We start from the raw sequence: 20,958 nt of genomic DNA on the forward strand, positions 1-20,958 counted from the left end.
GAACGACTCCTTCCCGTCAGACGGCTCCGCAGCCAGCCCCGTGTCGTCAAACGCAAGATGTCCAACTACCACCTCAGGCGAACCGAGCACCGTGCCTGGCCTCAGCCGGCCCGCACCGGCCCCCAAGCCGTCCTCATCACCAGACCCCCACCCGCAAGCCCGTAACGCAACGGCATTGGGCCTAGGCCGTCTCTTGCGGCCTGGCGGTGGGCTCGGTCCCGCCGTCCCGCCCCGGTACCTCCGGTGCGGGCCGGCGGCCGGGCGGGTCCGACCGGTCCCTGGGGCGCGGCAACACGGAGCGGGCTCTCACTCGTACGAGGGGCCGAGTGCCATTCTCCGTCGGTACGCCGGTGTGGCGGCAAGACTCCGGTCGCATGAGGACTGCACGCGATGACATGCCGGACGGGCGCCCGATATGGGCCCGTCCGCCTGCTGGTGGATGGACGGCGGATGACCTGGACACGCTTCCGGATCTCCCCCCGCACACGGAGCTGATCGACGGGGTTCTCGTCTTCAGGAATCCGCAGGTCGTCTTCCACATGATCACGGTGCGGCTCATGGAGCACGGGCTGCTCGGCTCGGCACCTGAGGAACTGCTCGTTCTCCGTGAGATGACGGTGAACCCGGCCACGCGCGACCGCCCCGAACCGGATGTCATGGTGGCCCGGCGCAGTGGCGTGACCAGCGCTCGGCAGACCTCGCTGGAGCCCGAGGACATCCTTCTCGCCATTGAGGTCGTCTCCGGCGAATCCGATGAACGCGACCGCGAGGTCGAAGCGCGTACGTACGCGCGAGCGGGCATCCCGCACTTCTGGCGGGTCGAGGAGAATGGCGGACTGCCGGTCGTCCACGTCCATGAGCTGGATCCGGCGACGCACGCCCATGTGGTGACCGGCATCCATCATGGACGGCTCGAGGTGGATGTTCCCTTCCCGATCAGTATCGAGCTCAAGGGCTTGTGAGCGCAGCGGCCCCGCTCACTCCCGCAGGGCCGCCTCCATCACCGCGCGGGCGATCGGGGCCGCGTCGCCGCCGCCGCTGATGTGGCCGCGCACCGCGTCCGCGTCCTCCACCACCACCGCCACGGCCACCTGGGGCTGCACGGCGTCGTGCGACTGGGCCCAGGAGATGAACCAGGCGTACGGGGTGCCGGAGTTGTCCCGGCCGTGCTGGGCCGTGCCGGTCTTGCCGCCGACCTTCGCGCCCGGGATCGCGGCGTTGCCGCCCGTGCCCTCCTCCACGACCGCCACCATCAGCCGCTGGAGCTGATGAGCGGTCGAGGGGTTCATCGCCTGCTGGTAGGAGCGCTGGTACGGCTGGTTGATCGTCCGCCCGCCGCCCCGGGTCGTCACCCGGTCCACCAGATACGGGTACTTCAGCTCACCGCCGTTGGCCACCGCCGCCGAGACCATCGCCATCTGGAGCGGGGACGCCGTCGTGTTGAACTGGCCGATCGAGGAGAGCGCCAGCTGGTCCGGTGACATCCGCAGGTCGAAGTTGGAGGGTGCGACCCGCGACGGGATGCGCAGATCGCGGTCGTTGAAGCCGAACCGGGCCACCGCGTCCCGCATCCCCGCCATCCCGACCCGGGCCCCCAGATGGGCCATCACCGTATTGCAGGACCACTGGATGGCGTAGGCCAGCGAGGCGTTCGCGCACCCCTTCGCCGCGTCCGGGAGCACCGTGCGGGTGCCGGGGAGGACATACGGGTCCGGGGTGCCCGTCGGGGCGTCCGCCGCGGAGACCACGCCCGCGTCCAGCGCCGCCGCGGCCGTCACGATCTTGAAGGCGGAGCCGGGGGGATAGGTCTGCCGGATCGCCCGGTTCAGCATCGGCTGGGTCGGGGCCGCGTTCAGCCGCGCCCAGGCCGCCTTGGTCTCCCGGCCGGTGCCGGAGAGCACCCCGGGGTCGTACGAGGGGCTGCTGACCAGGGCCAGGATCCGGCCGGTCGACGGCTCCAGCGCGGCCACCGCGCCCCGCTTCCCGCCCAGGCCCGTATAGGCCGCGCGCTGTATCGACGGCCTGATGGTGGTGATCACATCGCCGCCCGGCGGACGGCCCCGGCTGAGATCGGTCCAGAAGGGCACCGTCGCCAGCAGGGGTTCGGTGCCCGAGAGCACCGGGTCCTCGGCGCTCTCCACCAGCGTGGTGCCATAGGTCTGCGAGGAGAATCCGGTCACCGGGGCGTAGAGCGGGCCCTCGGTGTAGGTGCGCTCCCAGCGGAGCTGCTGGCGGCTGTCCCGGGAGCCGGTGATCCGCCGGCCCGCCACCAGGATGTCGCCGCGCGGCTCGCCGTACCGGGCGATGGCGTTGCGGCGGTTGGCCGGGTTGTCGCCCAGTGAGCCGGACTCCACCAGCTGCACCCGGACGGCGTTCACCAGCAGCGCCGCCAGCAGCAGCAGACAGAGCGCGGCGGCCCGCCGGATACAGCGGATCACCGGCCCTCCCCGCCCGCCAGGACCAGGGATCCGGCGGGCTCGGCGCGCTGCCGGCGGGCCGAGTCGCTGACCCGGATCAGCAGCGCCACGATGATCCAGTTGGTCACCACCGAGGAACCGCCCTGCGCCAGAAAGGGCATCGCCATGCCGGTGAGCGGGATCAGACCGGTCACCCCGCCGGTGATCACGAAGACCTGGAGCGCCACGATCGAGGCCAGCCCGACGGCGAGCAGCCGGCCGAAGGCGTCCGGCAGACTGAGCCCGGCCCGGAAGCCGCGCGCCACCAGGAGGGCGTACAGCAGCAGAATGCCGGTGAGCCCGGCCAGGCCCAGCTCCTCGCCGGCCGTGGCGAGGATGAAGTCCGACTTGACGGCGAAGCCGATCAGCGTGGAGTGGCCCATGCCCAGGCCCGTGCCGAGGAGTCCGCCCGCGCCGAAGGCGAAGAGCGACTGGGCGACCTGCCCGGGGCCCCGGCCCGCCGCGATGGTGGCGAAGGGGTCGAGCCAGTCCTCCACCCGCCCGTGCACATGCGGTTCCAGCGCGCCGACCGCGAAGGCCCCGGCGCCCGCCAGGGTGAGCCCCACCGCGATCCAGCCGGTCCGCCCGGTCGCCACATAGAGCATGATCACGAAGAGTCCGAAGAAGAGCAGCGAGGTGCCCAGATCCCGCTCCAGGATCAGCAGCCCCACACTGATCAGCCAGATCGCCACAATGGGCCCCAGCACCCGCCCGGTGGGCAGTTGCAGCCGCCAGATGCGGCGGCCGGTGACCGCGAGAGTGTGGTGGTTGGCGGCGAGATACGCCGCGAAGAAGACGGCCAGCAGGATCTTGGCGAACTCGCCCGGCTGGAAGGAGAGCCCGCCGATCCGGATCCAGATCCGGGCGCCGTTCACGGCCGGGAAGAAGATCGGCACCAGCATCAGCGCCAGCGCGGCGGCGACCGAGACATACGCGTACCGCTGGAGCAGCCGGTGATCGCGGAGCAGCACCACCACGGCGATGAAGAGCGCGACCCCGAGGGTCGACCAGACGAGCTGGGTGGGGGCGGCGCTCTCGTGCGGGGTCTCCAGATCGAGCCGGTAGATCAGCACCAGGCCGAGGCCGTTGAGAAGGACCGCGATGGGCAGCAGCAGCGGATCGGCGCAGGGCGCCCGCAGGCGTACGGCGAGATGGGCGAGGAGCGCGAGCACGCCGAGGCCGGTGCCGTACCGCAGCACATCCTGCGGCACGGCGTTGTTGCGGGCCAGCCCGACGATGGCGTAGCCGGAGACGACGATCAGCACGGCGCCGATGAGGAGACAGAGCTCCACCCCGCGCCGGCGGGCGAGGCGGTGGGCCGGCGGGGGAGCGTCCGCCGCGCTCGTCGTTGCGGTCATGCCACGCAACGTAGCAAGTGACGAGCTTTATGTCCCTTATGCGGTTTGTGTTGATGTCACAGCGGGACGCCGTGGAGCCCCGTCGGTCAGACGGAGGCGTCGCTCTCCCGCTCCCGCTCCGGCATGGGGGCGGGCCGCGCCGCCGGGCACCCCGCCGCGAAGGTCCCCGGATCCGCCGGATACTCCGGCAGCTCCAGCCGGGCCACCGCCCCGCCCTCCGGGGCGTTCCCGAAGACGAGCTCCGCGCCGATCACCGCCGCCTGGCCCACCGCGATCGTCAGCCCGAGCCCGTGCCCCTTGCTGCCGCCCTCGGTGCGGAACCGCGCCGGGCCGTGCTCCAGCAGATACTCCGGATACCCCGGGCCGCCGTCCGCCACCGTCACCACCGGCCCGTCCACCGTCAGCACCACCGGAGCGCCGCCGTGCCGGTGCGCGTTGGCCACCAGATTCCCCAGCACCCGCTCCAGCCGCCGCCGGTCCGTCTCCACGATCGCGTCCCGCACGATCCGCACCTCGGTCTCGGCCGCCGAGGCCCGCACCACCCGCCCGGCCAGCTCGCCCAGCTCGTGCACGGCCAGATCCACCGTCTCGCGGCCCGCGTCCAGCCGGGAGATCTCCAGCAGATCCTCCGTCAGCGACCGCATCGTGCGCACCCGGTCGCGCACCAGCTCCGCCGGACGCCCCTCGGGCAGCAGCTCCGCCGCCGCCGTCAGACCGGTCAGCGGCGTGCGCAGCTCGTGCGCCACATCCGCGGTGAACCGCTGCTCGCTCTGGAGCTTGCGCTGGAGCGAGGAGGCCATGGTGTCCAGCGCGCCCGAGACGGTGGCCACCTCGTCCTGGGGGCGGGACGGATCCTCGGTACGGGGGTCATTGACCCGGGCGTCCAGATCGCCCGCGCTGATCCGCCGGGCCACCTGCGCCGTCAGATGGAGCCTGCGGGTGATCCTGGTGACCGCGAACGCGCCCACCAGCAGGGTCGCCCCGATCGCCAGCACCGAGGAACCGAGGATCGCCCGGTCCAGGCCGGTGATCGTGCGCACGCTGTGGGTGTAGTCGACGCGCACCGCCAGCGCCTGCCCGTCCGCCGGGCCCGCCGCCCACATCGTCGGCCGGCCCTCGAAGGTGTTGACCATGGTGCCGCGCTCCCCGCTCACCGCCAGCGTCCGGAGCTGCCGGGGCAGCCCGGCGGGATCCAGCCCCGCGAAGGGCGGCATCGGCTCACCGGCCTCGTACCCCTCGGTCACCTCGGCCAGCCGGCCGAGCGCCTTCTCCCGCGCCTGGTCCACCGTCTGGTTGGTCACCGCGACATGGACCAGTGTGCCGAGCAGCGCGGCCAGGGTGCAGCACATCACCGTGATGAAGATCGCGGACTTGAAGGGCAGTCCGGCGGCCCAGCGGGGGAGCCGGGGGCGCCTCATGGCGTGCCTCCCGCCGACGCGCCGGCCCCAGGTGTGCCGGACGCGCCCGCCGCGGCGGACTCCCGGGCCTTCGACGACAGCCCCGAACGGCGGTCCGCGGCGCTCCGCGGCACCACCCGGATGATCTCGTCCCGCTTGGGCAGCATCGCCCGGTGCCGCTCGTCCCAGGACCAGGCGGTGCGGTACTCATAGCCGGGGATCCCCGCCGACACCGAGCGCAGCACCAGATCCCGGCTCGCCAGCTCCACACTCACCAGCTGGTCGGAGGTGGCCATGACCCGGGTCAGCCGGCCGTACTCGTCCGGTGTGTAGACGCGTACCGCCGTCTGCTGGCGCGGCATGGTGACGCCGGTGATCAGATCCTCCCGGCCGTCCCCGGTCAGATCCCCGTAGTACGGCGTGAGCACGGGACAGGTGCCCGGCTTCCGCCCGCACTCCCGGATCCCCTTCGCGGTCTCCCCGAAGAGGCCGTGGATGTCGCCGGTCCCCGGCTCGGCCTCCGCCAGGAGCACCTTGACCGGGTCGAGCCCCCGGACCCCGTCCGAGGGGACCCGGATCCGGGGCACGCGGGCGGTCGTCGCCTCCCCGTAGCCGTGCGGCGGGTCCGTGACGGGCGGCAGATCGGGCCAGATCCTGACCGGACCGGTGGCCGTCTCGGCCGGGCCCGCGCTCTTGATCTCGCCCGCCGTGCCGCATCCGGCGGCCAGCAGCAGGACGGCGAGCGCCGGCAGGCCGGTGCGGAGCGGACGTATGGAGCGCGGGCGCACGGTTCTCCTAGGGCCTCTCTTTCGGATCTTGCTGGGGTTCGCGTGCCCTGGCACCGCGCCTCGCCGCGCTGTCGTCAATCACCAATGGCCCCCTATGCCCTGCGGGCATGGGAGGTGCCCCCACCGCAGTGGCTCAATCCTCCGCCTTGCGATCCACGGCACCAGACCCCGCTCACTCACCCAGCCTGATCCGAAAGAAAGACCCTAGCCGGATGGTGACCGCTCTTGCCGGCGGTTCTCCCGTCCAGCGTAGGGCCTTCCCTCCGGGCGGGCGGGGCTGCCCGCCGTACGAGTCGGTAACCCGCCCGGGGGGCCGGGGCGTCAGCGCTGGTACGGGTTGGCCGGCGGCTGTCCGTACCCCTGGCCGCCCTGTCCGCCCTGCCCGTACCCCTGTGCGTCCTTCCCGCCGGCCCGGCCGGGCTGGAGGCCGGGCATGCCCTGGCCCGCCGCCTGCTGCGCCAGGAGCTGGTCCGACTGCTCGGCGGTCAGCTTCTGCTCGGCACCGCAGAAGGTGCACTGGGTCCCGTACTTCGTCGACACCGGGAAGAGCGGGACGAAGAACAGGGTGAATTTGGTGACCCGCTTGCGGAGCGTGTGCGCCGCGGGATTCCCGCACGAACCGCACACCAGGGTCAGTATCGCCAGCTGGTGCAGATAGCCCTTGGTACCGAAAATAATCATTCCGTGGATCTCTCCCTGGTCAGCGCGCGCCGGCACAGGGCCAGCAGCCTCTCGTCCCTCACGATGTCATGGCTGCCGTACCCCCCGTCTATGGCATTGTGCCGCCGGACCCGGGACAGCTCGGCCCAGAGCAGCCGGTCCGCGCCCTCCGCCCGCCCGGACCCGGAGCCGCCCGAGCACTCCGCCAGCCGCTCCGCCGTCGGCACCCGGGTGAAGGGCGCGGTCTCCCAGGCCGACATCAGCACCGGCCAGGCCCGCTGCGGGCTCCCCGTCACCCGCCAGAGCGCGATCGCCGCGTCCACCCGGGTCCACGGATCGGCGGCCCGCAGCAGCACTCCCAGCTCGGGCGCGGTCTCCCAGGCCGCCGGGCCCATCGTCCCGAGGACCGAGGCCGCCGCCCGCCGGGCGCCCGAGTCCGCCGCCGACAGCGTCCACCGGAGCGTCGGCAGCACCGCGCCCGCCTCGCCCTCCACCGCCCAGAGCGCCGCCGCCGCCTTCGCCGCGAACGCCGCCGACTGCGGGCCCGAGCGCGCCGCCCGCGCCAGCAGCTCCCGCAGCTCCGGCACCGCCTCCCGGGCCGCCGGGCCGAAGGCGGCCAGGGCGCGCAGCGCCTGCTCCAGCACCCACTCCCGGCGGTACTCGGGTGCCCCGCGCAGCACCCGCAGCACCTCGGGCAGGGCCTCGGTCGCCCGCAGCGCCGTCAGCCCGTAGAGCAGCGGCCCGGCCACGTCGTACAGCCGGTCGTCCAGCTCCGTGCGGGCCAGCCGCCGGCGCAGCGCGGGGGCCAGCGGGGCCGCCGCCGCGCCCAGATGGTCCAGCGCATAGCCGAGATCCTGCGGTGCCTCCGGCATCTCCAGCATCCGGCCGAGCACCGGCACGGCCCGCGCGTCGCCGGTGCGGGCCAGCGCCGCGACCGCGCTGCCCAGCATCCGGGGGCCACTCGCCCACTCCTGCGCCCAGACCCCGGGATTCCCCTCCACGAACTCCGCCAGCGCGTCGGCGGCGGGCAGCGCGAGGCCGAACAGCTCCCCGAGGGCGGCCGCTGCGGCGTCCGAGAGCCGCAGCTCCTTGTCGGTGAGCTGCTCGCCGATGAGCACCACCAGCTCGCCGTATCCGCCGCGCCAGGTCCGCATCAGTGCGGTGCTCATGCGCACGGCGTCGATCCGCTGCCCCCGGTCCGGGCTGCACAGCTGATCGGCGAGCAGGGATATTCGGTCGCCGACCCGGTCACCGAGGCCGGAGTGGAGCGCCCGCAGCAGATCCCCGGTCCAGGGGGCATGCCGCCCGGCCGCCTCGGATCCCCGGTGCTCCCGGCGCTGCACCGCGGGCGCGGGGGCCGGGGGCGGCTGCCGCTCGGCGGGCGGTACGGCGCCGCCCGGCTCGGCGCGCAGCTCCCGCAGCAGCCCCATCACGGCGGGGACCACATCGGGGGGCAGGGTCTGGGGGGCGCAGCGGGCGAGCTGGGCGAGCGCGGAGAGCCGCAGCCCGGCGTCGTACGGCCGGGGGCGGTCGGCTCCGTCCTGTGGCCGCTCGGGCGTGGGAACGTTTCTGCCGGCTGTCCCGGCCTCGCCCGGCGCGCGTTCACCGGCCGGCGGGCGTTCACCTGCTCCCGGCGGGCGTTCACCGGCTCCTGCCGCACGGAAGCCGGCCGAGTGGTCGAAGGCGCCGGGGCCGCCGTCCTCCCGCGACCGGCGGTGGGTGTCGTCGCCGTCACCGGTATCGCGCCCGCCGCGTCCGCCGGGTCCTTCGCGTCCGTCGTGCCGGAAGGCGTCTCCCGTGCCGCCGCCGTACGGACCCGGCTCCTTCGGCAGCCGGGTCAGCCCGATCAGCCACTCCACCACCTCCGGCGCCAGCGACTGGTGCCGCAGCGCGATCCGCCCCCCGGCCTCCACACAGGCGAACCGCACCTCGGGGTCCCGCTCGATCCGCAGCCTCTCCCGGAGCAGCCCCAGCACCAGCTCCGGTTCGCCGTGCAGCGTGGCCAGCGCCAGCGGCGCGGTGAGCCGCACCCCTCGGTCGGCGTCGTCGATCAGGGCGAGAAAGACATCGGCGCCCGCCGTCACCGCCGAGGCGGCCATGGCGTAGTTCGCCGCGTACTCGAACTCCTCGCCCTCCAGATCGAGCTCGTCGTCCCCGTCCAGATCGATGCCGCCGATGCTGGTCAGCAGCTCCACGATGCCGCCCCGGTCCCGGACCGAGGGATCCGCGACCAGTTCGAGCAGAAACGGTATGCAGGCGAGGGTCGAGTCGTAGACGTCCCCCTGGTGGTGCACGGCGCCGTACATTCCGTCGAGCGCCGCCTCGCGCTCCGCCGGATCGCCGGAAGCCAGCCCGCGCAGCAGCTCCGGCACATCCTCCGCCGGACCGTAGGCATGCTCCAGTCCGGCCCAGCCGACCTCATTGATGTCCTCGAACACGCCTGTCCCCCTCCCGAGAACCGCGCGTCTTCACCTGCGCCCTGAACTATGCGCCGGGAACTGTGCGCTTGGGGAGAGTTTGCACCACGGCCCGGACATCGCGTGGTTATTGCTCAGAAGGCCCTGGGGCTGTTCCCATGGTTCCCGTGACCGACGAGGCCCCATCGGCGACCAAGGGATGGTGGAATGGTGCGATTACGGGTCATACCGGCACGATTCGAGGGGTGTGACCGGATCTATGTCAGCCTGCCCGACGGCCGTCACGCCGCCTGGTACGACCGGCCCGGCACCACCGGCTCGCATACCGGCGACGGCGGGCACATCTCGCTCGTCCACGAGCACCACCGGGAAGACGTGCTGCGGGCGCTCGGCCCCTATCTGGCCGGCGAGGTCACCATCGGCCCGCCGCCCGTGCCCACCTCCGCCGATCTGACCCGGCTCGCCCTCCACCCCGATGACGATCTCGCCCCCAACCGGCCCGGCGAATCGCTCCACCACGAGCTGGACCGCACCGGGGGCCCCGCCCGCCGGCTGCTGCGCGACCCGCGCCGGGGCAGGTTCGCCCGGCTCGCCGCCGAGGAACTGCTGGGCGCCGAGCTGGACCGGCTGGAGGACGCCGGCTGGCGGATCCTGCACTCGGTGCCGCTGCCCGGCGCGGACCGGATCGACCATCTGGCCGTGGGCCCCGGCGGTGTCCTGGCCATCCACACCCTCCCCGCCGCCGGGCTGCGGATCCGGATCACCGACCCGGACATCCGCTCCGGCCGCTCCGGTGCCGTCCCTCTGCTGCGGCTGACCCGCCGCCGCGCGGTGCGCGCCTCCCGGGCCCTGGCGACGGCGGTGCGCCCGGTGCTCGCCGTGGTCGGGGCGGCGCGGGTGGAGACACCGGACGGCCCGCCCGGGGTGCGGATCCTGCGGGAACGGGAGGTGGCGTCCCTGGCGGCACTGGCCGGGGTGCACAAACCGGCCGACATCGAGTCGCTGTACGCGGTGGCGAGGGACCGCCGGACCTGGACGGTGGTCTGACGCCCTGCGGAGGGACCGGGGGCCGCCCCCGGTCTGCCGTCGCCGGTCCCGCCGTACGCGGCGGTCCGGCGGGGTGCGGTCCGTGTCGGGCGCCGGCGCGGCCCTGCGGCTCCGTTATGCGCCGTCGTGCGCCGCCGCCCGTCCGGCAGCCCACGGCCCAGGTCGTTTCTTACGGATCAGGCGAGCCCAGCAAGATCCGTAAGAGACGGCCTAGTCCAGATCCTGCGGCAGCCGCAGCCTGACCACCGCCGTGGTCGCGTGCCGGGTGGTGCGCTGCTCCACCTCCGCCGTCAGCCCAGGGGCCACGGGTGTGTACGTGATCTCCCCCCGCCCGGCGGCCATCGCGACCGGCGGCGGCCCGCCCGCCCCGGGAGCGGGCGGCGGCAGGGCGGCGGCGGCCTGCGCCCGCAGTGCCGGGGTCAGCGGGCTGGACACCACCGGGGCCGCTTCCCCGGCCACCGCCAGCACCAGGGCGTGCGGCCGGTGCGCCGGTCCCGTGTGGCCGATCACGGCCGCGTCGCGGGCCGTGGTGTGCCGCAGCTTCAGCCAGGCCCGCACTCCGCCCCGGTAGGTCTGATCCAGCCGTTTGACGACCAGCCCCTCCACCCCGATCGCGGGCAGCGAGGCGTACCAGTCGGCGGCCTCCCCGGCGCTGCGGGTCATCGGCACCGCCTGGATCGGCGGCCCCAGCGGGGTCAGCAGGGCGACCAGCCGGGCGCGTCGGCGCTCGTACGCCAGTGGGCGCAGATCCTCGCCGCCCTCGGCGAGCAGATCGAACGCGGCGTACGAGGCGGGCAGTGCCCGGGCCAGGGCGGGCGCCCGCCCGGGGGTCGCGGCGGCCCGCTTCTGGACGGCGGCGAAGTCGGTGCGGCCGGCGGACCAGACCACCACCTCGCCGTCGAGCACGGCGCCGTCCGGCAGCGCCAGGGCCGCCGCCGCGAGGTCGGGGAAGGCGGCCGTGACGATCCGCCCCGAGCGGGCCTGGAGCAGCACCTCCGCCCCGCTCCGGAAGATCAGCATCCGGTGGCCGTCGAATTTGGGCTCGTACGCGAGGTTCGCCCCGCGCGGCAGCGTGCCGACGGATTCGGCGAGCGCCACCCGCAGCGGCGGCCGGAGCACCCCGCTCACCCCCCGGCCCGGCGCACCCCGGTCCCCGGACAGGGCCCGCCCGGCCGTCTCACGGCAGCGGCCGGGCGCGGGCCGGGTCCGTGAGCGGGGACATCAGGTCGCCGAACCGGCTCAGCCGGGGGGCGATGTCCTCCAGCCGGAAGACCAGGTCGCGGGCGGCCTCCACCTCCTCCCAGGTGATCGGCGTGGAGACGGTCGGCTCGGTGCGCGCCCGCAGGGTGTACGGCGCGGCGGTGGTCTTCGCGGCGGCGTTCTGGCTGTGGTCGACGAAGACCTTCCCGGGCCGCAGCACCCGGTTCATGCGGTGCAGAATCAGCCTCGGCAGGGCTGCCTCCCCCTCCAGGGCCAGCGCTTTCGCATAGGCCGAGACCTGGTCGGAGGGGGTCGGCTCGATCGGGACCAGCAGATGCAGGCCCTTGGCGCCGGAGGTCTTGGCGTACGCGTCGAGTCCGTCGGCGGCCAGCCGGCTCCGCAGCCAGCGGGCGACCGCGCAGCACTCGGACATCCCGGCCGGGGGGCCGGGATCGAGATCGAGGACCAGCCGGTCCGCCATTCCGGGCTCGTCCGCCGTCCACTGCGGGGTGTGGAACTCCACGACCAGATTGGCGGCCCAGACGAGTGACGGCAGATCCGTCACGACGATCTGCGTGGCGTCCGGCTCGTCGGAGCGCGGTACGGGAGTGGTCCGTACCCATGATGGCGTACCGGGCGGCGGATTCTTGGTGAAGAAGCGCTGGCCGTCCGGCCCGTCCGGGTACCGCAGGAAGGACACCGGCCGGTTCTGTACATGCGGCAGCAGCGCCTGCGACGTGACCGCGTAGTAGTGCAGGATCTCGCCCTTGGTGGTGCCGGTGGCGGGGTGGATGACCTTGCCCAGATTGCTGAGCGAGAGCCGCCGTCCAGCCACCTCCGTGATCGGCGTCATACGATGACATTCCCACAGAGTCCGATATGTGTAGAAATTATACGGAGCAGGCGGTGCGGACGGGCTCGACGAGGATGAGAGGGATCCATGGTGCGATCCATCTGGAACGGCGCGATCTCCTTCGGCCTGGTCTCCATCCCGATCAAGCTGGTGAACGCGACGGAGAACCACTCGGTCTCCTTCCGCCAGATCCACACCTCCGACGGCGGCCGGATCCGCTATCGCAAGGTCTGTGAGCTGGAGGAGAAGGAGGTTCCGGCGGCCGAGATCGGCAAGGCGTACGAGGACGCCGACGGCTCGATGATCCCGATCACGGACGAGGATCTGGCGGCGCTGCCGATTCCCACGGCCAAGACGATCGAGATCGTGGCCTTCGTGCCCGCGTCCTCCATCGATCCCTTGCAGATGGACGCCGCGTACTACCTCTCGGCCAACGGGGTGCCGGCGGCCAAGCCGTACACCCTGCTGCGGGAGGCGCTGAAGCGGAGCGAGAAGGTCGCGCTGGCGAAGTACGCGCTGCGCGGCAGGGAGCGGCTGGGCATGCTGCGGGTCGTGGACGATGTGATCGCCATGCACGGACTGCTCTGGCCCGATGAGATCCGCCGGCCGGAGGGGGTGGCCCCGGAGACCGAGGTGACGGTCCGGGAGGCCGAGCTCGATCTGGCGGACGCACTGATGGACACCCTCGGCGAGGTCGAGCTCGAATCCCTCCACGACGACTACCGGGAAGCGGTCGAATCCATGATCGCGGCCAAGGCGGAGGGCGGCGAGGTGATCGCCGGGCAGACCCCGGAGGAGGGTGCCGGCGGGCAGGTCATCGATCTGATGGCGGCGCTGGAGAGCAGTGTGAAGGCGGCGAGGCGTGCCAGGGAGGGGGAGGGGGAGGAGGACGGGGAGGTCGCCGAGGTGACCCGGCTGGGGGAGCGGCGCCGGGCGCCCGCCCCGAAGCAGGGCGCGGCGGCCCACAAGAGCACCGCCAAACAGGCGGGGAAGCCGGCGGAGAAGGCGGTCAAGTCCACCGCGAGGGGCGCCGGGAAGGCCGGTGCGAAGGCCGGTGCGAAGAAGACCGCCCGGAAGACGGCGGCCGGCACCGGCGAGTCCGCCGGCGAGGCCGCTCCGGCGGCCGGTGCGAGGAAAACGGCCGCGAGGAAGACGGCCGCGAAGGAGACGGCCGCGAAGAAGACATCCGCGAGGAGCGGCGCCCGGACGGCGGCGGAGAAGCCCGCGAAATCCGCGCCCCGCAAGCGCACCTCCGCCTGACCACCCGGGGCCTCGGGGCGCACGGCGCGGCGGCCTCCCGGAGACCCGCGTCCCCGTACGCGGGGATCGGCGGCCTCCCCCGGACCCGTACCACCGGGCCCACGGCCCCGTACCACCGGGACACCCCCGGCCCCGTACGCACAGAGCGGCGGCCCACCGGGGTCCCCCGGTGGGCCGCCGCCCGTACTCACTGATCACCGCCGGGCCCGTGGGGCCCGGCCCGCGCCTACTTGCCGAAGTAGGCGTTGTACACGGTCACCAGCGCGGTGTTGCCCTTCTTGTCCACGACCTTGGCGCGCAGCGAGACCGCCTTGCTCTTCGCCGGGTTCTTGATGCTCACCTTCCCCTTCTTGACGGTGAGCGTCTTCCAGGTCTTGCCGCCGTCATAGGAGGCGTACGCCTGGAGCGACTTCAGATTCGCCCCGGCGGCCGCTCCGTGCACGGTCAGCGGTACGGACTGGGTCACCCCCGCCGGCACCCTGCTGTCCAGCCCGACACTCGCCCCGAACCGCGCCGTGGAGACGGGAAGCTGGACGATCTTGTCGCCCGTGGGCTTCTTGGAGCGGAAGGTCCAGCTCACATCGACCCGGCCGGCGACCAGGGAGACACTCGCCGGCCGCTTCACGGTCGACTTCAGGGTGTACGCGGCGTCGGCCGCCCCGACGGTGAACTCCGACTGCCCGGTGAGCGGGTCGGTGTTCTGGCCGATCTTCGTCTTGCCCCGGTGGAGCGTGGTCACCGCCGTGGAGCCGGCGGAGTCCCCGTAGTGGCCCTGGCCGTCCGCGAAGACCGGGAGCGAGGCCCAGAGACTCGAACCGTGCCGGTGGACCCCCGCGTTCTCGCGGTCGACCAGCGGCGAGTGGACCGCGGTGTTGAAGTTCTCCTTGTAGATCTTCCCCGCGGTGGGCACCAGCGGGGCCTTCAGCATGTAGTACGCCTCGGTGGAGGGGAATCCGTCCGGTTCGGGCTTGCTGCCGTGCACCTCGTACAGCAGCTCCCAGCTGGTCCTGGCGGCGGTGGTCACATGGACCGTCCGCGCCTCCGGCAGCGCCCGCTCGGCCGTCGCGGGGAAGCCCAGGTTGGAGCCGGGCACGGTGCCGAAGGTGTGCAGCGCGCCCTTCTTGCCCTTGACCGAGCTGCCGAGACCGACCTTCAGTGTGGCGAATTCAGCCGCCTTGTACTGCTTGGTGTATCCGGTGGCCAGCTTCCTGACCTTGCCGCCGGCGATGGTGTTGTACTGGAGCGCGCCCCGGCTCCACTGCCCCGACCAGTACTGCGACAGCGAGCCGTCGGTGACCTCCGGGCCCAGGTGCGCGGTCCGGACGGGTGCGAAGGAACCGACGTCGATCGAGGTCGTCCCGCCGCCCTGCGGGTTGTTGTACTCGTACTGGAGCACCGCGCTCGTCGGAACCGCCTTCGGGTCCGGTACGGAGATGGCGACCGGCTTGGCGGTCCGCGCGTCCAGGGTGATCGCGGTGTCCCGGTCCATGGTCAGCCGGGGCTGGGCGAACCAGTCCAGGCCCTTCGCCAGGTCCGTGGCGTCCACCAGGTGGAAGGACTCCAGCAGATACTGCCCCTTGGGCACCCGGACCGTGACCTTGCCGTCCGGGCCCGCCGGACCCGGCTCCACGATCGTTCCCTCGCCCGACTGGCCCTCGATCAGGCTCTGGAAGTTGCCGGTGGGGGCTCCCGCCCGGTCGAGCTGGGTGAGGGTGAGGTTGTACGACTCCACCTCGCGGTTCACGGCCGCGGTCGCGCGCACGGTCTGGCCGCCGCCGGTGCCGGTCACCGTCGCGGAGTAGGCGCCGTTGACCGTGCCGCCGATGGTGGTGTCGGCGGTGACGTCGACGGTGGCGGTGGAGCCCGGCGGTACGGTGACCCGGTTCGCGCCGAGGGTGAAGAATCCGGCCGGTGCGGGCTTGCCCGTGGGGTCGCTCCCGGTGACGGCGAGATCCAGCGTCACCGCCGAGGTGCCGCTGTTGCGGTAGGTGATGGCCTTGGAGACCGGGGTGTCGTCGGTGTGCGGCCACTGCTGCACACCGAGGTTGACCGAGACCTGCTCGGCGAAGACGGTCTGGTCGACCGCCTTGTCGACGGCGATCCGGCCGGTGCCCTGCTGGAAGGCGGTGTGCGGGCCGCCCACGGCGGACGCGGCGAGCACGGACTTCAGCCGCTGCGGCGTCCAGTCCGGATTCTTCTGCTTGAGCAGGGCCGCGGCGCCGGCGACATGCGGGGTGGCCATCGACGTACCCGAGATGCTGGTGTAGCCGGGCGGATTCTGGCCGTACTCGCCGTCGATCAGGCTGCCGGGCACGGCCGCCGCGGTGGTGTCGACCCCGGGCGCGGTCACATCCGGCTTGACGCCGCCGCTCGTGATGAGGGGTCCGGCGCTGGAGAATTCGGCGATCTTGTCGGCGTCGTCCACCGCGCCGACGGTCAGCGCCGCCTCCGCGCTGCCGGGCGATCCGACCGAGCCGGCGTCCGGGCCGGCGTTGCCCGCCGCGATGGCGAAGAGGATCCCGTGGTCGGCGGTGACCTCGTTCACCCGGGCCTCGATCGGGTCCAGCTCGGGGGAGTCCCAGCCACTGAGGCTCATATTGATGATGTCGGCGCCCTGAGCCACCGCCCAGTCGATGCCCGCGACGATGCCGGAGTCGTCCCCGGAGCCGCCGTCGTCGAGCACCTTGCCATTGAGCACGGTCGCCCCGGGCGCCACGCCCTTGTACTTGCCGGCCGACTTGACTCCGGTGCCCGCCGCCGTGGAGGCGACATGGGTGCCGTGTCCGACCCGGTCCTTGGTGTCGGGCGAGCTGGTGAAGTTCTTGGCCCCGACCACCCGGGTCCTGAGGTCCGGGTGGGTGGCGTCGACCCCGGTGTCCAGGACGGCGATCTTCACGCCCGTGCCGTCGTAGCCCAGATTCCACAGCTTCGGCGCGCCGATCTTCGCCACGCTCTTGTTCAGGGTCGCCTTGCGGACCCCGTCCAGCCAGACCGTGCCGATACCGGCGCTGGTGGTGCGCTCGCCCTCACCGGCGGGCCGGGTGAGCGTCCGCCACAGCGTGTCGGAGTCGTCGGCCGGGGTGGTGACGGCGTCCGCGTTGAGCGAGGCGAGGCTGCGCCGCACCTCCGTGTCGCCCGCCGCCCGGACCTTGGCCCGCGCGGTCTTCGCGGCGGTGCCCCGGTAGCCGACGATCAGCTTGAGACCGTCGCGGTGGGACTCGCGGCTCTCCGCCGTGCTGAGTCCGGTGATGTCGAAGAGACGGCGGTCCAGCTTCCCCGAGCTGATCAGCCGCTGCGCGTCCAGCGGTACGACGGAGGTGCGCCCCTGGTGGGTACTGGTCCGGATCGGCACCCCTTCCCGGCCCTTGGCGCGCTCGATCCCGACGACCTTGCCCTTGGTGTCGACGCTGACCCGGTCACCGGTGATCAGTGTGATCCGGTGCGCGGGCTTCGCGGTCTTCCCGTCCGGCCGGGCCCGCTCCGTCACGGAGCTGTCCACGGCCGTCCGGTCCGCGGTGTTCTGTCCGGTCGCGGCTGCCGGAGCGGTCATACCCGCCGCGAGGGCGACGGCCGCCGCCACCGCGACGGCGGGTATGCCCGCCCGCTTCGCATTCCTGTGCAAGTCTCCCCCTGAGAATCCCCGTGGGACGGGCGGGATCCGCCCGTCGCGCCGAGGCGGAACCCGTCATACATGCGAACGAATCGAGCCTCGGGAGGATGAGTATGCAGGCGTTGTCCGAGCACGCTCAAGGCGGCTGTGTAATAAGGGTGCTATCGCTTGCCCCGGCCCCCCCCGCCGCCCCCGGCCGCCCCTGCGGCCGCCGGCAGCCCCCGAGCCCGCGCCCGCCCCTGCGGCCGCCGGCAGCCCCCGAGCCCCCGCCCGCCCCCGCGGCCGCGAGCGGCCCACCGGAATCGCCCGGTGGACCGCCCTGGTGAGAGCCGGGGCTGTTCATCCCCCGCCCCGGCTGTGCCGCTACGTGCCGATGAAGGCGTTGTGGACGGTCACCAGCCCCCTGTTGCCCCGCTTGTCGGTGATATCGGCGCGGAGCGAGATCCGCTTGCCCTTCGCCGGGTTCCTGAGGCTCACCTTCCCCTTGGCGACGGTGAGCCTCTTCCAGCTCTTGCCGCCGTCATTGTCGCCCAGCGCCTTGGCGTTGAGCAGGCTCGCTCCGGGGGCGACGCCCTTGTGTCCGCCGCCGGTGCCCGCCGCGATCGACGCCACATGGGTGCCGTGTCCGAGGCGGTCCCCGGTGTCGGGTGAGTCGGTGAAGTTCTTGGCGCCGACCACCCGGTCCTTGAAGTCCGGGTGGTCGGGATCGATCCCCGAGTCCAGCACGGCGATTCTCACGCTCTTGCCGTCATAACCCGACTGCCAGAGGGCGGGCGCGCCGATCTGCCCGGTGTCGAGATCGCCCGGTGCACCCGGTCCGGCCAGACCCGCTCGATCCCGGCGGCGGCGGAACGCGCTCCCCGCCCGTCCGTGCGAGTGATCGTCCGCCACAGTTCCGCCGCGTCCCGGGCGGGGGTGGTGACGGCATCGGCGTTGAGCGACGGAAGGCCGCGGCGCACCTCGGCCCCGCCCGCCGAACGGACCCCGGTACGCACGGATACGGTGCTCTCGCCCCGGTAGCCGACGATCAGCTTGAGCCCGTCGCGACGGCGGAAAGGTGGAATTTCATTGATTTTTGACGCACGTATCCCCTTGGGTCGCGTGGGTGGGAATTCAGCCGAAACACTCGTGTTCGGCTGCCTGCGAGCGGAAATTCGTGCAATGAGGGAATTCGCCGCCGCCGGGCTGAAGTATGAGGCGGCCCCGAAACGCCTGTCCAAGTACTCCGCCGGTGATAGCCGTTGGGGCGACCGTCGGCCCGGCCGGAAGCCGCCGCCGATGCGGGAAAGCGCCGGCTCGGGGCCGTACCCACGGCATTCGGGGATAGTCGGGGCGGATCCTGGAAAGGATCACCGGCGTCCGGACTCCGACCGTTCCCGAACGAACAGCGCATGCGGGACCCGTGGTTCTCCTTTTCGGCGTTCAACCGATCGAAAGGTTTCCCCTCCTTGCACACGCAGACCCCGAACAGCGCGCCCGAACCCACCCCCACGCTGCTGGAACGGCTCCCCGTTCTGCGCCGCGGGCTCGACCGGCTGGAGAGCAGGCCCACCGCGTTCGGCATGGTGATGTGGGCCTTCGGACTCGCCAAGCCGGTGTTCCTGGACCATGTGGTGACACCCGAGCCGCGCGCCGAACTCGGCCCCGTACGCGATCTGCTGGAGAAGAACCGGGAGCGGTACGCGCAGCACCTCACCGGCTTCCTGGAGCACAGCGACCACCTGGCCCGGATTCCGCTGCACGGGGTGGAGAAGGCGTCCACCGCCTACTGGGGCAACACCTGGCTCTCCCCGCTCGACGCCTTCTCGCTCTACGGCTTCCTCGCCTCGGAGAAGCCGGCCCGCTATCTCGAAGTCGGCTCCGGCAACTCCACCAAATTCGTCCGCCAGGCCATTCGGGATCTGGATCTGAGCACCCGGATCACCTCCATCGACCCGGAGCCCCGGGCCCATATCGACCATCTCTGCGACGAGGTGATCCGCGTCCCGCTCCAGGACGCCGACCTCGATGTCTTCGCCGAGCTGGAACCGGGCGACATCCTCTTCATCGACGGTTCACACCGGCTCCAGATGGGCTCCGACGTCATGGTGTTCTTCTTCGAGCTGCTGCCCCGCCTGAAACCCGGGGTGCTGATCCAGGTGCACGACATCATGCTCCCGGCGGACTACCCCGAGTCCTGGCGCTGGCGGCTCTACTCTGAGCAGTACCTGCTGGCCGCGCTGCTCACGGCCGCGCCGGACCGCTTCGACGTGCAGCTGCCGAACGCCTTCATCCACGCCGACCCCGAGCTGCGGAAGATCGCCGAGCCGCTCTGGCGCCGGATCGGAGTGCGCGAGCACTACCACCCGGGCTCCTTCTGGTGGCGGCACACGGGCTGACGCCCCCGGCGCATCCGTGAAGTCCGCCGCGGAATTCACGGATGGGATATCGCCCCGGCCGCAACCACGACCGCCTCCCGGCACACGAACTCGGCATGCGCCGGTCGGGAATTCGGCGCCTCCCTTCCCATGAGGAAGCGGAGCGCTCCGGCACGAGGACGCCCCGCGGTGAGGATCCGCTGCGGGGGTGGTGGTGAGGGCGGAGGGGCGGCCCGGGTGGCGCGGGAGACGAAGCCCGTCCGGGCCGCCGGGGACAGGTGCCCGCGCCGCCTGCCGACTCCGAGAGCGGGCGCGGGCTCATCCTCGTGGAGGCGCCGGCCGACCGGTGGTCGGTGCACGACCGGGGGCCGGTGGGGAAGACCGTACGCGCCGAGATCACCCTGCCGCGCTGAGACGCGTACCGGGCACGCACCGGGCACGCACCGGGCTCCGGGCCCGTACCGCCGTCGCCGTATCGACACCGCCGCCGTCCTCGCGAAACGGCCGTGGGGCCGCTCCCCCTGAACGGAGCGGTCCCACCCGCCGGCGGCATTCCGGCGGCTACTTCGCGAGCGAACCGTCCGCCCGCACCGCGAACCAGGTGCCGCCGACCCCCTGGCCGCTGATGTCGCCCGGCTTCCGGTCGCCGGTGAACCAGTACAGCGGCCAGCAGTCGATCGTCAGCTGTACGGTGCCGTCGTCCTCGCGATTGAACGGAATCACCAGCTTCGGATCGATGCCCTCGATCCGCTTCAGATCCGCCTTCGCCGGCATCTTCGCCGGCTTCCACTTGTCCAGGCAGGCCCCGGTGCAGGCGGAGGACATCGGCCAGTCGGTGTCCTTGGTGAAGCGGTAGAGCGTACGTCCCCCGGCATCCCGCACGATGTCGCCGAGCCCGGTGTTCTTCACGGTCGACAGCGGGGGCAGCGCTCCGGCGGCACCCGCTTCGCCGCTTCCGCCGGCCTGGCCGCTCTTCGCGGCCTCGCTCGCCTTCCCGCCGTCCGCCGCGGCGGCGAACCAGGTCCCGCCGACGCCCTCGCCATTGGTCTGACGCGGACGGGTGTCCTTGGCGAAGCGGTACAGCGGCCAGCCGGCCAGCGTCAGCTGCTCCGCACCGTCCGTACGGGTCACCTTGCCGAGCAGCGCCGGATCCATACCGGCCGCGGCCTGTGCGTCCGATGCCCGCACCGGAGGCCATGACGTCGCGCAGTCGCCCTCGCAATTCGTCTTCGACGGCTTCGCCGTGTCGTTGTCGAACCGGTAGAGGGTGAATCCGGCGCCGTCGGTGACCACATCACCCACCGCCGGGCTCTTCCATATGCTCAACTGGCCCGCCGGGGAGAGCTCCAGACTCTCCATCGGGACCGGATCGGCGCCCTTCGCCCGCTCCTCGACGGCGGTCGACTCGATCCGCTCCGTGTCCTTGTCCGAGCTACAGGCCGCCGTCAGCATCACCAGGGCCGTCGCCGCCGCCATGAGCGCCGCACTCCGCATTCTCCGCATGCCTTACTCCTCGTCCGCGTAACGTCATTCCGGCAGCCGCCCGGTTTCCGCC

At 72.6% G+C, this 20,958-nt stretch carries 15 protein-coding genes and 1 pseudogene; 5 read left to right on the forward strand and 11 right to left on the reverse strand.

Annotation, left to right across the window (positions count from 1 at the left end; genetic code table 11):
- Nucleotides 1–374: 374 nt before the first annotated feature.
- Entirely contained in the window at nt 375–962 is a 588-nt protein-coding gene (locus tag AAFN69_RS21520) for a Uma2 family endonuclease (RefSeq protein WP_347730269.1), read from the forward strand.
- 15 nt (nt 963–977) lie between these two features.
- Here AAFN69_RS21520 and AAFN69_RS21525 read toward each other — a convergent pair whose 3' ends face one another.
- From AAFN69_RS21525 to AAFN69_RS21550, 6 genes are all read right to left on the reverse strand, one after another.
- Nucleotides 978–2,438, reverse strand: coding sequence for a penicillin-binding transpeptidase domain-containing protein (locus tag AAFN69_RS21525; protein WP_347730270.1), 1,461 nt, complete (start codon nt 2,436–2,438; stop codon nt 978–980).
- Complete coding sequence (locus AAFN69_RS21530) at nt 2,435–3,814, reverse strand: FtsW/RodA/SpoVE family cell cycle protein (protein WP_347730271.1); 1,380 nt, start codon at nt 3,812–3,814, stop codon at nt 2,435–2,437. Before AAFN69_RS21530 ends, AAFN69_RS21525 begins: the two co-directional genes overlap by 4 nt.
- 86 nt (nt 3,815–3,900) lie before the next feature.
- Nucleotides 3,901–5,232, reverse strand: coding sequence for a HAMP domain-containing sensor histidine kinase (locus AAFN69_RS21535; protein WP_347730272.1), 1,332 nt, complete (start codon nt 5,230–5,232; stop codon nt 3,901–3,903).
- Nucleotides 5,229–5,999 (reverse strand): hypothetical protein, encoded by a 771-nt coding sequence (locus tag AAFN69_RS21540; protein ID WP_347730273.1) that lies wholly within the window; start codon nt 5,997–5,999, stop codon nt 5,229–5,231. Before AAFN69_RS21540 ends, AAFN69_RS21535 begins: the two co-directional genes overlap by 4 nt.
- 321 nt (nt 6,000–6,320) lie before the next feature.
- On the reverse strand, nt 6,321–6,680 hold the full coding sequence (locus tag AAFN69_RS21545) for a zinc-ribbon domain-containing protein (RefSeq protein WP_347730274.1): 360 nt from the start codon (nt 6,678–6,680) through the stop codon (nt 6,321–6,323).
- Nucleotides 6,677–9,097, reverse strand: coding sequence for a PBS lyase (locus AAFN69_RS21550; RefSeq protein ID WP_347730275.1), 2,421 nt, complete (start codon nt 9,095–9,097; stop codon nt 6,677–6,679). The genes AAFN69_RS21545 and AAFN69_RS21550 overlap by 4 nt, the downstream gene beginning before the upstream one ends.
- Before the next feature lie 186 nt (nt 9,098–9,283).
- Here AAFN69_RS21550 and AAFN69_RS21555 point away from each other — a divergent pair, with 186 nt between their 5' ends.
- Nucleotides 9,284–10,123 carry a nuclease-related domain-containing protein gene (locus tag AAFN69_RS21555; protein ID WP_347730276.1) on the forward strand — a complete coding sequence of 280 codons (840 nt, stop codon included), beginning with the start codon at nt 9,284–9,286 and terminating at the stop codon, nt 10,121–10,123.
- Between the two features lie 210 nt (nt 10,124–10,333).
- Here the strand turns inward: AAFN69_RS21555 and AAFN69_RS21560 are convergent, their stop codons facing one another.
- Together AAFN69_RS21560 and ligD are read right to left on the reverse strand one after the other, a co-directional pair.
- Nucleotides 10,334–11,251, reverse strand: coding sequence for an ATP-dependent DNA ligase (locus AAFN69_RS21560; protein ID WP_347730277.1), 918 nt, complete (start codon nt 11,249–11,251; stop codon nt 10,334–10,336).
- A gap of 49 nt (nt 11,252–11,300) precedes the next feature.
- Nucleotides 11,301–12,176: a non-homologous end-joining DNA ligase gene (ligD, locus tag AAFN69_RS21565; protein WP_347730278.1), complete on the reverse strand. Its 876-nt coding sequence runs from the start codon at nt 12,174–12,176 to the stop codon at nt 11,301–11,303.
- A 90-nt stretch (nt 12,177–12,266) separates the two neighbouring features.
- Between ligD and AAFN69_RS21570 the strand changes: the two genes are divergently transcribed.
- Nucleotides 12,267–13,436, forward strand: a complete 1,170-nt coding sequence (locus tag AAFN69_RS21570; protein ID WP_347730509.1) for a Ku protein — start codon at nt 12,267–12,269, stop codon at nt 13,434–13,436.
- A 226-nt stretch (nt 13,437–13,662) separates the two neighbouring features.
- Here AAFN69_RS21570 and AAFN69_RS21575 read toward each other — a convergent pair whose 3' ends face one another.
- Both AAFN69_RS21575 and AAFN69_RS21580 read right to left on the reverse strand, forming a co-directional pair.
- Nucleotides 13,663–16,986 carry a S8 family serine peptidase gene (locus tag AAFN69_RS21575; RefSeq protein ID WP_347730510.1) on the reverse strand — a complete coding sequence of 1,108 codons (3,324 nt, stop codon included), beginning with the start codon at nt 16,984–16,986 and terminating at the stop codon, nt 13,663–13,665.
- Between the two features lie 423 nt (nt 16,987–17,409).
- Nucleotides 17,410–17,937 carry a S8 family serine peptidase gene (locus tag AAFN69_RS21580; RefSeq protein ID WP_347730279.1) on the reverse strand — a complete coding sequence of 176 codons (528 nt, stop codon included), beginning with the start codon at nt 17,935–17,937 and terminating at the stop codon, nt 17,410–17,412.
- 557 nt (nt 17,938–18,494) lie between these two features.
- Here AAFN69_RS21580 and AAFN69_RS21585 point away from each other — a divergent pair.
- Nucleotides 18,495–19,424 carry a class I SAM-dependent methyltransferase gene (locus AAFN69_RS21585; RefSeq protein WP_347730280.1) on the forward strand — a complete coding sequence of 310 codons (930 nt, stop codon included), beginning with the start codon at nt 18,495–18,497 and terminating at the stop codon, nt 19,422–19,424.
- 263 nt (nt 19,425–19,687) lie between these two features.
- Nucleotides 19,688–19,816 (forward strand): annotated as a pseudogene (locus AAFN69_RS21590) (ATP-binding protein); the annotation flags it as partial.
- A 148-nt stretch (nt 19,817–19,964) separates the two neighbouring features.
- On the opposite strand, the gene AAFN69_RS21595 reads toward AAFN69_RS21590, so the two are convergent.
- Nucleotides 19,965–20,906 (reverse strand): SCO0930 family lipoprotein, encoded by a 942-nt coding sequence (locus tag AAFN69_RS21595; protein WP_347730281.1) that lies wholly within the window; start codon nt 20,904–20,906, stop codon nt 19,965–19,967.
- Nucleotides 20,907–20,958: the final 52 nt, after the last annotated feature.

It is taken from the genome of Streptomyces sp. CAU 1734, from assembly GCF_039888735.1.
Lineage (GTDB): Bacteria > Actinomycetota > Actinomycetes > Streptomycetales > Streptomycetaceae > Streptomyces.

Excerpts from the sequence above, each read along its gene's own strand:
- AAFN69_RS21545 (WP_347730274.1), bottom strand. The coding sequence starts at position 6,680 with ATGATTATTTTCGGTACCAAGGGCTATCTGCACCAGCTGGCGATACTG.
- AAFN69_RS21555 (WP_347730276.1), top strand. The coding sequence starts at position 9,284 with ATGGTGCGATTACGGGTCATACCGGCACGATTCGAGGGGTGTGACCGG.
- ligD (WP_347730278.1), bottom strand. The coding sequence starts at position 12,176 with ATGACGCCGATCACGGAGGTGGCTGGACGGCGGCTCTCGCTCAGCAAT.
- AAFN69_RS21520 (WP_347730269.1), top strand. The coding sequence starts at position 375 with ATGAGGACTGCACGCGATGACATGCCGGACGGGCGCCCGATATGGGCC.
- AAFN69_RS21575 (WP_347730510.1), bottom strand. The coding sequence starts at position 16,986 with ATGACCGCTCCGGCAGCCGCGACCGGACAGAACACCGCGGACCGGACG.
- AAFN69_RS21595 (WP_347730281.1), bottom strand. The coding sequence starts at position 20,906 with ATGCGGAGAATGCGGAGTGCGGCGCTCATGGCGGCGGCGACGGCCCTG.
- AAFN69_RS21530 (WP_347730271.1), bottom strand. The coding sequence starts at position 3,814 with ATGACCGCAACGACGAGCGCGGCGGACGCTCCCCCGCCGGCCCACCGC.
- AAFN69_RS21535 (WP_347730272.1), bottom strand. The coding sequence starts at position 5,232 with ATGAGGCGCCCCCGGCTCCCCCGCTGGGCCGCCGGACTGCCCTTCAAG.